At 59.9% G+C, this 15196-nt stretch carries 12 protein-coding genes and 1 tRNA gene; 1 reads left to right on the forward strand and 12 read right to left on the reverse strand.

Annotated features, from left to right (window positions below; translation table 11 throughout):
* Positions 1 to 156 precede the first annotated feature (156 nt).
* Entirely contained in the window at positions 157 to 315 is a 159-nt protein-coding gene (locus NMB39_RS02555; RefSeq protein ID WP_003194776.1) for a YqaE/Pmp3 family membrane protein, read from the forward strand.
* A 5-nt stretch (positions 316 to 320) separates the two neighbouring features.
* On the opposite strand, the gene pqqE is transcribed toward NMB39_RS02555, so the two are convergent.
* The 12 genes from pqqE to rpoD form a co-directional block, all read right to left on the reverse strand.
* Entirely contained in the window at positions 321 to 1451 is a 1131-nt protein-coding gene (pqqE, locus tag NMB39_RS02560; RefSeq protein ID WP_494339642.1) for a pyrroloquinoline quinone biosynthesis protein PqqE, read from the reverse strand.
* Entirely contained in the window at positions 1444 to 1719 is a 276-nt protein-coding gene (gene pqqD, locus NMB39_RS02565) for a pyrroloquinoline quinone biosynthesis peptide chaperone PqqD (RefSeq protein ID WP_046069808.1), read from the reverse strand. The genes pqqE and pqqD overlap by 8 nt, the downstream gene beginning before the upstream one ends.
* Positions 1716 to 2468 carry a pyrroloquinoline-quinone synthase PqqC gene (gene pqqC / locus NMB39_RS02570; RefSeq protein ID WP_046069807.1) on the reverse strand — a complete coding sequence of 251 codons (753 nt, stop codon included), beginning with the start codon at positions 2466 to 2468 and terminating at the stop codon, positions 1716 to 1718. Before pqqC ends, pqqD begins: the two co-directional genes overlap by 4 nt.
* A gap of 11 nt (positions 2469 to 2479) precedes the next feature.
* Positions 2480 to 3391 carry a pyrroloquinoline quinone biosynthesis protein PqqB gene (gene pqqB / locus NMB39_RS02575; RefSeq protein WP_059396598.1) on the reverse strand — a complete coding sequence of 304 codons (912 nt, stop codon included), beginning with the start codon at positions 3389 to 3391 and terminating at the stop codon, positions 2480 to 2482.
* A gap of 71 nt (positions 3392 to 3462) precedes the next feature.
* On the reverse strand, positions 3463 to 3537 hold the full coding sequence (pqqA, locus tag NMB39_RS02580) for a pyrroloquinoline quinone precursor peptide PqqA (RefSeq protein ID WP_003194766.1): 75 nt from the start codon (positions 3535 to 3537) through the stop codon (positions 3463 to 3465).
* 158 nt (positions 3538 to 3695) lie between these two features.
* Positions 3696 to 6071, reverse strand: coding sequence for a pyrroloquinoline quinone biosynthesis protein PqqF (gene pqqF, locus NMB39_RS02585; protein ID WP_494339641.1), 2376 nt, complete (start codon positions 6069 to 6071; stop codon positions 3696 to 3698).
* 48 nt (positions 6072 to 6119) lie between these two features.
* Positions 6120 to 6914 carry a carbon-nitrogen hydrolase family protein gene (locus tag NMB39_RS02590; RefSeq protein ID WP_367236741.1) on the reverse strand — a complete coding sequence of 265 codons (795 nt, stop codon included), beginning with the start codon at positions 6912 to 6914 and terminating at the stop codon, positions 6120 to 6122.
* A gap of 10 nt (positions 6915 to 6924) precedes the next feature.
* Positions 6925 to 8607, reverse strand: a complete 1683-nt coding sequence (locus NMB39_RS02595; RefSeq protein ID WP_367236756.1) for a flavin monoamine oxidase family protein — start codon at positions 8605 to 8607, stop codon at positions 6925 to 6927.
* A 167-nt stretch (positions 8608 to 8774) separates the two neighbouring features.
* Complete coding sequence (locus tag NMB39_RS02600) at positions 8775 to 9221, reverse strand: Lrp/AsnC family transcriptional regulator (RefSeq protein ID WP_046069804.1); 447 nt, start codon at positions 9219 to 9221, stop codon at positions 8775 to 8777.
* Between the two features lie 112 nt (positions 9222 to 9333).
* Positions 9334 to 9410, reverse strand: a tRNA-Ile gene (locus tag NMB39_RS02605).
* Between the two features lie 15 nt (positions 9411 to 9425).
* On the reverse strand, positions 9426 to 13169 hold the full coding sequence (locus NMB39_RS02610; RefSeq protein WP_367236742.1) for an EAL domain-containing protein: 3744 nt from the start codon (positions 13167 to 13169) through the stop codon (positions 9426 to 9428).
* Between the two features lie 121 nt (positions 13170 to 13290).
* A complete protein-coding gene (rpoD, locus tag NMB39_RS02615) occupies positions 13291 to 15141 on the reverse strand; it encodes an RNA polymerase sigma factor RpoD (protein ID WP_367236743.1) in 1851 nt (616 codons plus the stop codon).
* Positions 15142 to 15196 lie beyond the last annotated feature (55 nt).

The raw sequence follows: 15196 nt of genomic DNA on the forward strand, positions 1-15196 counted from the left end.
CTACGCGGCGCCTCCAGCCTGATTCTTTTGGCTGGGGGCGTTTTTTTGTCTGCTCAATAAAGGATGGCGCAGTGCCAGATCCCACTGAACCCTCACGAACCCCCAAGGTCGATTAGCTACACGGCTCACAGGAGCCGATTTTTATGGAGCTGACCCATGGACATCATTCGTATCATCATCGCCATTCTGCTGCCGCCACTGGGTGTGTTCCTGCAAGTAGGTTTCGGCGGCGCCTTCTGGCTGAATATCCTGCTGACCCTGTGCGGTTACTTCCCTGGCATCATTCACGCGGTGTACATCATCGCCAAGCGTTGAGGCCCTCAGCCTTTTGCAATGAGCCGTGAGTTGCGCTCATTGCGAAAGGCCAGTTGCTCGATGGTCTGGGTGGCGTGTTCGGCTTCTTCCCGCGCCTGAAGGATGATGCCGTGCTGCTCGGACTTGCTGCACACCGGGTCGGCATTGCTGGCATCACCGGTAAGCATGAACGCCTGGCAACGGCAGCCGCCGAAGTCCTTTTCCTTTTCATCGCATGAACGGCACGGCTCGGGCATCCAGTCGTAGCCACGAAAGCGATTGAAGCCAAACGATTCGTACCAGATGTGCTGCATGCTGTGGTCGCGCACATTGGGAAATTGCACCGGCATCTGTCGGGCCCCGTGACAGGGTAGGGCAGTGCCGTCCGGTGTGACGGTCAGAAAGATGCTTCCCCAGCCGTTCATGCAGGCTTTCGGGCGTTCCTCGTAATAGTCCGGCGTCACGAAGATCAGTTTGCACGGGTGCCCTTCGGCTTCCAGCTTGGCGCGATATTCGTTGGTGATGCGTTCGGCGCGCACCAGTTGTTCCCGGGTCGGCAACAAGCCCACGCGATTGAGCTGCGCCCAGCCATAGAACTGGCAAGTGGCGAGCTCGACAAAATCTGCCTCCAGCGCAATACACAGCTCGATGATGCGGTCGATCTTGTCGATATTGTGCCGGTGGGTAACGAAGTTCAGCACCATGGGGTAGCCATGTGCTTTCACTGCGCGGGCCATTTCCAGCTTTTGCGCGAAGGCTTTTTTCGAACCGGCCAGCAGGTTGTTCACCTGTTCGTCGCTGGCCTGGAAGCTGATCTGGATGTGGTCCAGGCCAGCTTTCTTGAAGTCGCTGATCTTTTGCTCGGTCAAGCCGATGCCGGAGGTGATCAAGTTGGTGTAGAAGCCCAGCTTGCGAGCTTCAGCGATCAGCTCGGCCAAGTCCTGTCGCACCAGCGGCTCACCGCCGGAGAAACCCAACTGCGCGGCGCCCATCTCGCGGGCTTCGCGAAACACCTTGATCCATTGCTCGGTGCTCAGCTCCTTGCCCTGCTCGGCAAAATCCAGCGGGTTGGAGCAATACGGGCACTGCAATGGGCAGCGGTAAGTCAGCTCGGCCAGCAACCACAGCGGTAAGCCGACCTCTGGTTTTTCAGGCAAGGGTAATCCAGTGCTCTGCACGGGCGACCTCCATGAATTGCTCGATATCTTCACCGAGCTCAGGCACACCGGGGAATTGCTTGTCCAGTTCGGCGATGATCGCTGCCACGTCGCGTTCGCCATCGATTAGGCCACCGATCAATGCGGCGCTGTCGTTGAGCTTGATCATGCCTTCAGGGTAGAGCAATACATGGCCTTTCTGCGCGGGTTCGTACTGGTAGCGATAGCCCTGGCGCCAGGTCGGTTTCTTGCTGCGATCAAAGCTCATAGGGTGATCCCTTTATGCCAGACCCGCTGCTCGGTCACGCTGTGATAGGGCGGGCGTTTGAGTTCGTAGGCCATGCTCATGGCATCGAGCATGCTCCACAGGATGTCCAGTTTGAACTGCAGGATTTCCAGCATGCGCTCCTGGCCTTCACGGGTAGTGTAGTGCTGCAGGGTAATCGCCAGGCCGTGTTCCACGTCGCGACGTGCCTGGCCCAGGCGGGTGCGGAAGTATTCGTAGCCGGCCGGGTCGATCCATGGGTAATGCTGCGGCCAGCTGTCGAGGCGCGACTGGTGGATCTGCGGTGCAAACAGCTCAGTCAGTGAACTGCTGGCGGCTTCCTGCCAGCTGGCGCGGCGGGCGAAGTTGACGTAGGCGTCCACTGCGAAACGTACGCCGGGCAGCACCAGTTCCTGGGAGCGCAGTTGGTCCGGGTCGAGGCCCACGGCCTGGCCCAGGCGCAGCCAGGCTTCGATACCGCCGTCCTCACCCGGCGCGCCGTCGTGGTCAAGCAGGCGTTGGATCCACTCGCGGCGGATCTCCCGGTCCGGGCAATTGGCCAGGATCGCGGCGTCCTTCAGCGGGATATTGACCTGATAGTAGAAGCGGTTGGCGACCCAGCCCTGGATTTGCTCGCGGGTGGCGCGGCCTTCGTACATCGCCACATGATAGGGGTGATGGATATGGTAGAAGGCGCCCTTGGCCCGCAGGGCTGCTTCGAATTCAGCCGTGGTCAACGCTGTATCAGTCATTTCGGTCGCTCCTACAATTCAATGCTCATGCCGTCGTAAGCCACTTCGACATTGCGCCGCACCAGTTCGGCTCGCTCGGGGGAGTCTTCATCGAGGATCGGGTTGGTATTGTTGATGTGAATAAGCACCTTGCGCTGCTTGGGCAACTGCTCCAGCACTTCCAGCATGCCGCCGGGGCCGTTCTGGGCCAGGTGGCCCATCTCGCGGCCGGTGCGGGTGCCGACGCCGCGGCGCTGCATTTCGTCGTCATCCCACATTGTGCCGTCCACCAGCAGGCAATCGCTGCCGGCCATGATTTCCAACAGCGGCGCGTCGACCTTGCCCAAACCCGGGGCGTAGAAGAGCTTGCCACCGGTGCGCAGGTCTTCGACGATCAGGCCGATATTGTCGCCTGGGTGTGGGTCGAAGCGGTGCGGCGAGTAGGGCGGTGCAGCGCTGCGCAACGGCAGCGGGGTAAAGCGCAGGTTGGGGCAGGCCGGGATGGTGAAGCTGGCGTCCAGCTCGATGCGGTTCCAGGCCAGGCCGCCGTTCCAGTGGGTCAGCATGGTGAACAACGGGAAACCGGTGCTCAGGTCTTCATGAACCATGTCGGTGCACCACACTTGGTGTGGGCAGCCTTCGCGCAGGCTCAACAGGCCGGTGGTGTGGTCGATCTGGCTGTCCATCAGGATGATCGCGCTGATGCCGGTGTCGCGCAGGGCGCGGCCGGGTTGCATGGGCGCAAAACCCTGGAGTTGCGCACGGATGTCCGGCGACGCATTGCACAGCACCCAATTCACGCCATCGTCGGAGATCGCGATGGACGACTGGGTGCGCGCATGGGCCCGCAGGCTGCCATCGCGAAAACCTGCGCAGTTCACGCAGTTGCAGTTCCACTGCGGGAAGCCACCGCCGGCGGCGGAACCTAGAATCTGGACAAACATGTTCGCTCCATCAGGCAAAGCTCAAAACAAAAACGCCCCGGGCAAACCGAGGCGTTGTCTTACTCAGCCAATCAACGGCTGGCGAAGTACATGGTGACTTCGAAACCGATACGCAGATCAGTGTAAGCAGGTTTGGACCAAGTCATATTCTTACTCCTATCAAGGGATGGGACGTTCACTACCAAGTAATACATATAGTCCACCTCCCATTGGAGATGTTCAGATAGTGCCAGGGAATATTACGCAATTCTTTTCAAGTTAGCGCTGTCTCGGTGGAAAAAGCCTGTTGCAGGGTTGGCAATGATCAATGCACTGCTTGCCAGCCATGGTTGATGCACGGCCCGTTTGCCACGCAGCGCCAGCCGCCTGCCGCGTTATTGAGTTGTTGGGCTGCGTGTTGCAAGTCCTCGCGTGTGCGGCTTTGAATCAGCTGTTGAAGTTGATCCAGGTACCCCGACGAATGACCCGCCCGTTGCGCGTGCCAGAGCAAGTCCGCAACTTGGCTGATGGGCAGCGCCTGGTCTGTGAACTGCTGCGCCAGGGCCTGGATGCCCAAGTCTGGACTGCGTTCTATCAAGGACGGCAGTTGCCCCACGAAGGTTTGCAACTGCTCGACAATCCCGTCCAGGGACATGCTGGGCGATTGCACGCCAAACAACAGACCGGTTTGCCCGTTGATTTGCCGGATACCACTGAACACGGCGTAACCGATTTGCAGCTCGACTCGCAAACGCTGATAGAACGGCACCTGGAGCACATGCCCGAGTAACCGCCATGTGGCTTCATCGACCAGCGATAGACTCGGTGTTGGGCAAAACAGCAACAAGGCGGCTTCGCTGGAGTCGGTGTTGATCTCGTGCCAGAGGTGTTGGCCGTCGATTGGCTGAGGTGTATACGGGATGTTCGCCGGTTGCCCTGGCAAGTGGGCGGCTGCGATTTTGATCGCCGCTTGACTGGCGGTGGATAGGCCAAAGCCCAGCCCCTGCCAGCGTGCGCCAGACCACGACGCTTGGGCTTCCAAGGACTCGGGTTGCACCCCGGCGCAGCAAGCAGGCAGCGCCTTGAGCAGCTCCCGGATGGCGATCGGCGGCGCCGGTTCGGGCGAGGATAGCGGTTCATCGCACCTGTTCAGGCAACGTGCCAGTTCTTCGAGCACCGCCGGCATCGTTTCGTGAAGACCGTGCATTTTCACCAGCCAATCATTGGCAATGGTTTCACAAGACAACTCGATGCCTGCCTGGCGAGCATGTTCGCGCAACGGCTGCAGCGCGGGTTCGAGCCCGGCGGGGACGCCAGCGTCAAACCGCCAGTGCAGGTACAACGCGCCTTCGTCGGTGTCATCCGCCAACGCCTGGCTGAATATCAGCGCCGTTAACTCCCTTCGACCCCGTGAGCGATCCTGGGCAAAGCTACGCAAGCCACGGTGGGCGCTGGTTTGGCCACGGATCAGGCCGGCGCGTCCTTCCTTGGCCGGCGGGCGCAGCAGGGGGTTGTTCGGTGGCAGCTGCCAGTTGTGCTCGAAGTCAGGCAGGTGCAGCCCGTCGAGCATGGCCTTGAGGGCTGTGACGCCTTGCTCAGAAAGGTCTTCGCTGTCGTTGCGAGCCAATGCCAGGGCGCCTTGGACCTGTTGTTGACGAGCGTTGCGCAAGGCGAACTCTTCGCGTAAGGCTGTCCAATCGCTGCGTGCGAAAAAACCCAGCCAGTCGTATAGCAACGCTTCAATCTGCGTGGCCGATTCATTCCTGGTATCGAGGGTGAAGTCGATATCCAGCACCGCTTGGCCCGCGAAGTGGTACAGCACGGACGCGTGCAGCGCGGTGGCCAATTGTCGTGCTTTCAGCAGCGCGATCAACCCGCCTGGTGCCGAAGCGTTGAGCCAAGTGCAGAGGAACTCCAGCGTTTGGCGTGGGGCGTTACAGGTGATGACCTGATGCAGGTGTTGATGGGCAACGTGTTGATAGCTGTGTGCTGGGCCCTGCATCAAGGCGGGGGGAGCGGCTTGCGGATGCAGTGGCCCCGGGGTCAGTTCGTCACTGAACTGCTGGGCCAAGGCTTGCAGGTCTGCCAGCGATTGTGGGCCGGCAAGGCTCAAGGTCATCTGCCCACTTTGATAGAAATGCCTGTGGAAGTCGCGCAAGGCTTGCTGGAAGGCGGCACTTTCCACCGGCAGGCTGTCGCGGTTGCCGGCATGAAAACCTCGCAGCGGATGATCCGCCGCCAATCCCTTCATCAACGCCACTTGCAGTTGAGCCTTGGCATCCTGGGACCAGGCCACAAACTCCGCGTCCAGCACTTCGCGTTCACGCCGTTGATCGTCGAGCGTCAAACGTGGATGGGCCAGCATGTCCGCCAAGCGTGCCAGCCCATCTGCAAAGTTTGACACCGGCAGTTCAAAGAAGAAATCGGTGGTGCGCTCACGGGTGCTGGCGTTGACCTGCCCACCGTGACGCTGCACATAAGCCATCAACCCCTCGCCCGCCGGAAAACGCTCAGTACCCAGAAACAGCAGGTGCTCAAGAAAATGCGCCAGCCCCGGCCAGGCCAATGGCACGTCATGGCTGCCGGCAGCCACCCGTAAAACCGCGGCGCAACGTTTCAGGCGCGGTGCATGGCGCAGGGCAACCCGCAGGCCATTGGCCAGGGTCAGGTGGATGGGGTGAGGGTGAACCGGCGCAGGCATGGGCACTTCCGAGGCATGGGAAGTGCCTATGCTAGCAAACCCACCGGGTCAGGGCTTGTGCAGTGCGCCGTAGAGTTCGGGGCGACGGTCGTGCAGGTAGTGATTGGCGGCGCGGGCGTCGAGGATCGATTGACGATCCAGCGTGCCGACAATCAATGCTTCATCCAGGCCGGCCTGGGCGAGTCGCTGGCCATCCGGCGCGGCGATGCTGCTTTGCCCGCAGTACTGAATATCGCCTTCATGCCCGCAGTAATTGGCGTAGGCCACGAAACATTGGTTCTCGAAGGCTCGTGCACGCACAGTGACGTCGGCGACAAAGTCGAAGGGCACCATGTTGGCGGTGGGCACCAGGATCAGTTCGGCACCGGCCATGGCCAGGCGTCGGGTGTTTTCCGGAAACTCAAGGTCATAGCAGATCAGCATGCCTACCTTCCACCCGTTCAATTCCACCACGGGGAAATCATCCGGACCGGCACTGAACATCGAGTGATCCAGGTCGCCAAACAGGTGGGTCTTGCGGTAGTTGCACAAGCGCTTGCCCTGGGCGTCGATCAACTGCACGGCGTTGTAGACCTGGCCATCTTCGGCCCGCTCCGGGTAGCCGTACAGAATCGCCAGCCCGGCACTCTGCGCCAATTCGGCAATCGCCTGTGCCGACGGCCCATCCTGAGCCTCGGCCAGCGCGCCAACGGCTTCGGCGCCAATGTTATAGCCGCTGAGAAACATCTCCGGCAGCACCAGCACATCGGCGTCGCACGCTTCATGGGCCACCTGGTGCAGACGCTGGAGGTTGGCGGCCACATCCAGCGGCAGTGGCGGGCATTGGTACAGGGCGACACGCATGGTCAACTCCTTACTCGGCGAGGGCGATTGGCCCGATTTCATCGAACACATCACCTGGCCCCGGGTTCTCTGGGTGGGTGCTGCCACCGAAGTGGGTCATGATGCCCCAGACCGCATTGAGCGAGGTCTGCACCGCGCCTTCCACCCAGGCTGGGGTCCAGGAAACATCATCGCCGGCGATGAAGATCCCACGTTGTTCGGCGGGCATGTCCTTCTGCATGAAGTGCGCATACATGCGCTGGTTGTAGCGATAGTGACCGGGCAGGGCGCCTTTGAACGCGCCGAGGAAATGCGGGTCGGCTTCCCAGGAGACGGTAATCGGGTCGCCGATGATGCGCGCCTTGATATCGACTTTCGGGTAGATCTTATTCAGCGCGTCGAGGGCCAGCTTGACGCGCTTATCGATAGGCTGTGGCAGCATTTTCAGCGCATCGCTCATCCACGAGTAGGACAGGCAGATCACGCCCGGCTTGTCGTCACCGTTATCGAACAGATAGGTACCGCGGGTCAGGCGATCGGTGAGGGTCATGCTCATCAGGTCGCGGCCGGTCTGCGGATCTTTGTCTTTCCAGAATGGGCGGTCGACCATCACAAAGGTTTTCGATGACTGCATGTATCGCGTGCGGTCCAGGGCCATCCACATTTTTTGCGAGAACAGGGTTTCGTCGCATTCGATCTGGGTGGTCAGCAGCCAGCTCTGGCAGGTGGTTAATACCGCGGCATATTCACGGGTGTCGCCGTAGTTGTCGGTGACGGCGAAACGGCCGTCGGCGGCGTGGGCAATGCGTTTCACGCCTGCCCGTGGTGCGCCTCTATGCAGCGAGCTGAGGCTGGTGCCGGCTGGCCAGTGGGCGCAACGCTCAGGCACGTGTCGCCAGATGCCCATGGGTACTTGCGCCACGCCACCGACGACCAGGTGTTGATGGTCATCGCAATTGGTCATCACCACACGGAAGATTTCCAGCATGGAGTTGGGGAAGTCCGAGTCCCAGCCACCCGTGCCGAAGCCGACCTGGCCAAACACCTCGCGATGATGGAACGACAACTTGGCAAAGGCTTTGGAGGTGGCGACGAAATCGTAGAAGGTACGGTCATCCCACAGTGGCACCAGCTTGTTCCACAGTTCCTTGAGGCGCGGCACGTCGCGATCGCGGATCGCCTGCTGGATATCACCGAACTGCGAGCCGGCTTCCAGGGCATCGGCCCAGGCATCGGCCACTTCCTGGAACAGTGCCGGCAAATCCGAGAGTTTTTGTGCGTAGTGGGTCTGGCCTTCCAGATCGATCACGGTACTGCCGGACGCCGGGGTCAGCGGGTTGGGGAAGGGTTTGGTCTCCAGGCCCAGCTTGTCCACGTAATGGTAGAACGCGGTGGACGACACGGGAAAACGCATGCCGCCCAGCTCGGCGATGATGCCCTCGGCGCCTTCAAACGCCTGGGAGCGCAAACGCCCACCCATTTTCGAAGCTTCATACACCACCGGCTTGAGTCCCAGCTTCATCAGCTCGTAGGCCGCAACCAGGCCCGCTATACCGGCCCCCACGATCGCCACCTCGGCGCCATGGTGGGCGGCGGGAATACTGCCCAGCCCGGCGGGGTGTTCGATCCAGTCATCAAAGGCAAAGGGGAAATCCGGACCAAAAATGGTGATGGGTTTCTTGCCGTCTGCGGGGTGGCGATTGGTCTTGCTGATGGTGCTGGACGGAATGCTCATGGCTGACCTTACTGACGGCTCGGCGGGAGATGGCCCGTTGAGTATAGGAAAAGATGGCAGCCAGTTTAGGGAACGTTGCGCTCGTTAATAAGACGCAATGTGTCGTCGAATTGCACTGATTTTTGTCAATATGACGAATTTGGTGGTCAAATTGGTTGGCCGCGGTCCAGTTTGTTGCTGAGGATGATCGAGGTGGTGGTTTTTTCTACACCGTCGACAGTACCGATCTGGTCGAGCAGCTGGTCCAACTGCTCCGGCGAATCGGTGCGCAGCCAAGCCACATAATCGAACTCGCCACTCACCGCGCACAACTGCTGTACTTGCGCCATGGCACTCAGCCTGCGCAGCACTTCTTTACCGGAACGCGGTTGTACGGTGATCCCCACATAAGCCTGCAATCCCCCATCTGCAACGCGTTGGCCCAGGCGCACGCCATACCCGGTGATCACCTGGGTTTTCTCCAGGCGTGCCAGGCGCGACGTCACCGTGGTGCGCGCAATGCCCAACTGTCGGGCGAGCATGGCCACGCTTTCGCGAGCGTTGAGCTGCAGGGCGGCGATAAGCTGGCGGTCGATTTCGTCTAGGGGGGGCAAGGGGGAGGCTCCAGTGCGGACGGCAATGAGCAAGCATGGTACAGGCTTGGTCCGGATGAAAGAACCGCTACGCCAGACACGCAAAAGCCGCGCAATGCGCGGCTTTCTTGTTTGGTGGGCCCAGTAGGACTCGAACCTACGACCAAAGGATTATGAGTCCTCTGCTCTAACCAACTGAGCTATAGGCCCTCAGTAGGTCGCGGATTATAACGATGGTTTCTTCACTGTGCCATCCGAAAAATCCTCCTGCCTTGTACGAAGGAAGTTTGCGGCAAAAAGCGCCGGTGGCAGGGGCAGGCTGACGATGTAGCCTTGCATCTGTTCGCACCCTTCTGCGGCGAGAAAGGCTTGCTGTGCAGTGTTCTCCACACCTTCGGCGATGATGGTGAATTGCATGCTGTGGCCGAGGGCGATGATGGCGCGCACGATGGCGACGTCGTGGGGGTCATCGGGCAGGCCTCGGACGAAGGATTGGTCGATCTTGAGGAAGTCCAGGGGCAGGCGCTTGAGGTAGCTGAGGGACGAATAACCGGTGCCGAAATCGTCGATTGCCAATTGGACGCCCAGGCGCTTGAGTTGATGCAGCACCCCCAGGGCTTCCTCTGCCTGGCTCATGATGAAGTTTTCAGTGATCTCCAGCTGCAGGCAGCCGGGTTCCAGGCGGTAATCGCGCAGTAACTGTTCGATGCGTGACAGCAGCTTGGGGTGACGCAGTTGAGCGCCAGCAAGATTGACCGACAGTGGACCAAAATCGTCGAAAGCCTGTTGCCATAGGTACAGCTGGCGGCAGGCCTGTTCCAGTACCCAGTCGCCAATCTGCAGGATCATGCCGTTCTCTTCGGCCAGGGCAATAAAGTGTTCGGGCGGGACTTCGCCCAAGGTCGGGTGGTGCCAGCGGATCAAGGCTTCGGCGCCGATCAGTTCCTGGGTCACCAGGCTGCGCTTGGGTTGGTAACACAGGCTCAATTCGTCACGTTCGATGGCGCGACGCAGTTCGTGTTCCAGCGCCACGCGTTCATTGGCCTGGGCTGTCAGGTCGCGGGTGTAGTGTTCGACCCGGTTGCGGCCCTTGGCTTTGGAGCGGTACATCGCGGCATCGGCGTTTTTGACCAGGGTAGCAACGTCGGTGCCGTCCTGTGGATACAGGCTGGTGCCGATACTGGCGCTGATAAAGAACTCGTGCTCTGCGGCCTGGAACGGCGGTGTAAAGCAATCGAGCAGTTTATTCGCCAGGTGCTGGGCATCGCTGGCCTGCTGCAAGCCGGGAAGCAGGATGATGAATTCATCGCCGCCCAGGCGGGCCACGGTGTCCACGTCCCGCAATTGCTCCTTGAGGCGTACGGCGATGTCTTTGAGCAGCAGGTCGCCGATCGGGTGGCCGAGGCTGTCATTAATGTGTTTAAAGCGGTCGAGGTCGAGAAACAACACGGCACCCTGTTTGCCGCTTTCCTGCTGGCCGTTGAGGGCGGCCTGCAGTCGATTTTCAAACAGGGTGCGGTTGGGCAGGCCGGTCAACGGGTCATGGTGGGCCTGGTAGTCCAGGCGTGCCTGGGCCAGCTTGAGGCTGGAGATGTCAGCAAACACGGCCACGAAGTGTGTGATCAACTGGTCGCGGTTACGCACGGCGCTGATGGTCAGCCAACTTGGATACACCTCGCCGTTTTTGCGGCGGTTGGAAATTTCGCCTTGCCAGTGACCGTGGGCCGTCAGTTGGTGCCACATGGCCGCGTAGAACGCGCTGTCATGCAGGCCGGAGGCAAGCAGGCGTGGGGTATGGCCGAGGGCTTCGGTCTCGCTGTAGCCGGTAATCTCACTAAAGGCGCGATTGACGGCGCTGATGTTCTGTCGGGTGTCGGTGATCAAGACGCCTTCGGCGGTGCTTTCGAACACCGTGGCGGCCTGTTGCAGTTTTTCCTGCATTAACTGGCGTTCGGTGATGTCCCGGGCGATGGTCAGCATGCAATCGTCGTCCCCAATGGGCAGCGGGCGACTGGACACCTCGCAGAGACGAATCTGGCCGTCAGCGCGGCGGATATGGCAGACGAAATCGCGGACAAAGCCGTCGCGATGCATCAACTCCAGCATGTGCTTACGTTCATTGAGGTCGACCCAGATGCCCAGGTCCGAAGTTGATTGATCCAGTGAGGTGGCGCTGGTGAAGCCGGTCAGGTGACTGAAACCTTCGTTTACCTCGATCAGCAGTCCATCGCTCTGGCGGCTCAGCAGCAAGCCATCAGGGGAGGCGTGGAACGCCTTGGCGAATTTCTCTTCGGAGGTTTGCAGCCGCTGTTGGGTTTCCTTGAGTTGAGTGATGTCGCGCACCACCACCACCAGCGCTTCGGTGGTGTCGAGTTGGAAGGGCTCAGCTGAGATCAGCCCGGTAAATGCCTGGCCGTTGCTGCGCAGAAATTGCATTTCCAGGTTGCGGATACTGGTGGTCTGCACCCGGTGCAGCAAATCCGGGCCAATACCTTGAACGTCCCATATATTCAGCTCAGTGGCAGTTTTGCCTATGACCTCGTTGGCGCTCAGGCCAATCTGGTCCTCGAATGCCTTATTGACCTCCAGCAGGCAGCCATCGGACAGCCGCGCAATCACTAGGATGTCCGGGCATTGCTGAAACACTGAGGCAAACTTCTGCTCGGACAGTTGCAGGGCTTCTTCGGTGCGCTTGGCTTCGCTGATGTCGATCATCAAGCCGCGTAGCACTGGTTCATGGCCATGTTCGATCAGGCTCACGATATCGCGGACCCACAGGCAGCGGCCATCAGCGGTGATGACGCGATAGTCGACGCTATGATCGCGATTGGCACGGGTTTCCCGGTAGCAATACGCCTCGGTTTGGGTCAGGTCAGCGGGGTGGATAATATTGCGCCAGAAGCCTGGAATCAGCCAATGGGCGCGGGGATAGCCGAGCAGGTCTTCGGCATGGGGTGACACATAGCTGTAGGTGAAGTCGCTGATGCTCGCTTCCCAGGCAATGGCAGACAAGCTCTCCACCAGGCCACGATAGTGGTACTCACTGCTACGCAGTTCTTGCTCAAGGGCGACCCGACGGGAGATTTCCGAGCTGAGCCGGCGATTGATCCGAATGACCACCGCCAACACGGTGCTCAGTAGCAACACCGCTGGCAGGCCGTACATCAGCAGGTCCGCCCAGAGGGTGCGGTGATCCGTGAAGCTGCCGACCCAGTGTTGCTGGATCGCTTCGGTTTCGGCTGGGCTGAGGTCTGCGAGGACTTTGTCCAGGATGCCCACCAGTATTTTTTCATCCCGCGGGACGCCCATCGCCAATTGGTAGCGGTAGGGCGTTTCACCGCTGACGTACAAGCCATCGAGTTTGAGTTGGCGCAGGCTCCAGACACTGGAGGCCAGGTCGCCGACTACCGCATCCACCTCATCGGTGGCCAGCGCTTGCAGCGTCGAACTGACGTTGGGCATTGCGACGAGATTCAGGTCCGGATGGTGGGTACGCAGCAACTCATGGGGCGCGTAGTTTTCCACCACAGCAATTTTCAGGCCGTACAAGTCCTTGAGGTTGCGTGGTTTCGCGCCACCTTCATGGGCAAGGATGACAATGGGAAAGTCCAGGTAGGGACGTGTGAAGGCCAGAAAGCTTTGGCGCTCCGGGGTGGACATGATGCCGGGTAGCAGGTCGAGCTGGTTGCTCCGGGCTTGTTCAAGCGCAGCGGTCCAGTTGGCTGGCTCGATCAGCTTGATCCGCACACCCAGGCGGTCCTGGATCAGGCGTACATAGTCAGCGGCCAGGCCCTGGTAACGGCTGTTTTCATCACGGTATTCGAAAGGTGGCCACGACGCATCCACGCCAAGGCGCAGCTCCTGATGGTCCGTCAACCAGCTACGCTCATCATCCGTAAGAGTCAACGCGCCAGCCGTTGCGGTCCAGGTCAGCAGCGACAGTAGTAACACGGTCGGCAATCTGGGCATAACGGTCTCGTTATGGCACGGGGAATGAATCGAGTGTAGACGGGCATTTCAGGGGAGGGAGGTTGCGACGAATTTTATCTATTCAAAACAAAACCCCCGGCCTGGGCCGGGGGTTCTGGTATCACTCGTCGAGGAAGGAGCGCAGATGCTCGCTTCGCGTCGGGTGGCGCAACTTGCGCAGCGCCTTGGCTTCGATCTGACGAATCCGCTCGCGGGTCACGTCAAACTGCTTACCGACTTCCTCAAGGGTGTGGTCGGTATTCATGTCGATGCCGAAACGCATGCGCAGTACCTTGGCTTCACGGGCAGTGAGGCCGGACAGCACGTCGCGGGTCGCTTCTTTCAGGCTCTCAACGGTGGCAACATCGATTGGCGACTGCATGGTCGAGTCCTCGATGAAGTCACCCAGATGGGAGTCTTCGTCATCACCAATCGGCGTTTCCATGGAGATCGGCTCTTTAGCGATCTTCAATACCTTGCGGATTTTATCCTCAGGCATTTCCATGCGTTCGCCCAGCTCTTCCGGGGTCGGTTCACGGCCCATTTCCTGCAACATCTGCCGGGAAATACGGTTGAGCTTGTTGATGGTCTCGATCATGTGCACCGGAATACGGATGGTGCGGGCCTGGTCGGCGATCGAGCGAGTGATCGCCTGACGGATCCACCAGGTGGCATAAGTCGAGAACTTGTAGCCGCGACGGTATTCGAACTTGTCCACCGCCTTCATCAGGCCGATGTTGCCTTCCTGGATCAGGTCGAGGAACTGAAGGCCACGGTTGGTGTACTTCTTGGCAATGGAGATCACCAGACGCAAGTTCGCTTCAACCATCTCTTTCTTCGCGCGGCGGGCCTTGGCCTCACCGATCGACATGCGACGGTTGATGTCCTTGATCTCGGCAATCGTCAGACCGGTTTCGGTCTGCAACGCGATCAGCTTCTGCTGGCAACGAATGATGTCCGGCTGCAGGCGACCGATGGCTTCGGCGTATTTCGCCTTGCCCTTGGCCAGTGCGTCGGTCCAGCTTTCGTCAACTTCGTTGCCCGGGAACTGGCGCAGGAAGTCGGTACGCGGCATACGCGCATCGCGCACACAGAGCTGCATGATTGCACGCTCTTGGGCACGCAAACGCTCAAGGGCACTGCGAACACGCTCAACCAGGCCTTCGAACTGCTTGGGCACCAGCTTGATCGGCATGAACAGCTCAGCCAGGGCGATCAGCTCGGCAATTGCCTGCTTGTTGCCGCGACCGTGCTTCTTCAAAGCCTTGCGGGTGATTTCCATTTGATCGGAAACCGCACCGAAACGCTGGGCCGCGACAACAGGGTCCGGACCGCTTTCGACTTCATCTTCTTCGTCGCTGCTGGCTTCAGCCTCGTCGTCGTCGGTGTCGTCGTCCGCTTTCGGCGCTTTCGGGTCGACCGGCGGCGGTACTTCGGCGGCAGGCGGCGCAATGCCGTCGTCCGGGTCGATATAACCGCTCAGGACGTCGGACAGGCGGCCACCTTCGGTGGTGACGCGGGTGTACTCAGAGAGAATGTGGTCAACCGTGCCAGGGAAGTGCGCGATTGCGCCCATCACTTCACGGATGCCCTCTTCGATACGCTTGGCGATTTCGATTTCGCCTTCGCGTGTCAGCAGCTCGACGGTACCCATTTCACGCATATACATGCGTACAGGGTCCGTCGTGCGGCCGATATCGGTCTCTACTGCAGCCAGCGCGGCAGCAGCTTCCTCAGCGGCGGCCTCGTCGGTATCAGCGTCGGCCAGCATAAGGGAGTCCTTATCTGGCGCGACTTCGAATACGTTGATCCCCATGTCGTTAATCATGCGGATGATGTCTTCCACCTGCTCTGGATCTGAAATATCCTCAGGCAGGTGGTCGTTGACCTCCGCGTAAGTCAGGTAACCCTGCTCACGACCTAGTGTGATCAACTCTTTGATACGAGACTGCTGTTGCGCTTTTCCGGACATAACACCCTATCCACTGAAGGTCTTGGCGGGCAAAAAACAAGCCGAGGATTATACC

The sequence above is a fragment of the Pseudomonas sp. FBCC-B545 genome (assembly GCF_059134095.1).

Coding starts and splice junctions, on each gene's coding strand:
- NMB39_RS02555 (WP_003194776.1), top strand. CDS start 157: ATGGACATCATTCGTATCATCATCGCCATTCTGCTGCCGCCACTGGGT.
- pqqD (WP_046069808.1), bottom strand. CDS start 1,719: ATGAGCTTTGATCGCAGCAAGAAACCGACCTGGCGCCAGGGCTATCGC.
- pqqC (WP_046069807.1), bottom strand. CDS start 2,468: ATGACTGATACAGCGTTGACCACGGCTGAATTCGAAGCAGCCCTGCGG.
- pqqB (WP_059396598.1), bottom strand. CDS start 3,391: ATGTTTGTCCAGATTCTAGGTTCCGCCGCCGGCGGTGGCTTCCCGCAG.
- pqqF (WP_494339641.1), bottom strand. CDS start 6,071: ATGCCTGCGCCGGTTCACCCTCACCCCATCCACCTGACCCTGGCCAAT.
- NMB39_RS02590 (WP_367236741.1), bottom strand. CDS start 6,914: ATGCGTGTCGCCCTGTACCAATGCCCGCCACTGCCGCTGGATGTGGCC.
- NMB39_RS02610 (WP_367236742.1), bottom strand. CDS start 13,169: ATGCCCAGATTGCCGACCGTGTTACTACTGTCGCTGCTGACCTGGACC.
- rpoD (WP_367236743.1), bottom strand. CDS start 15,141: ATGTCCGGAAAAGCGCAACAGCAGTCTCGTATCAAAGAGTTGATCACA.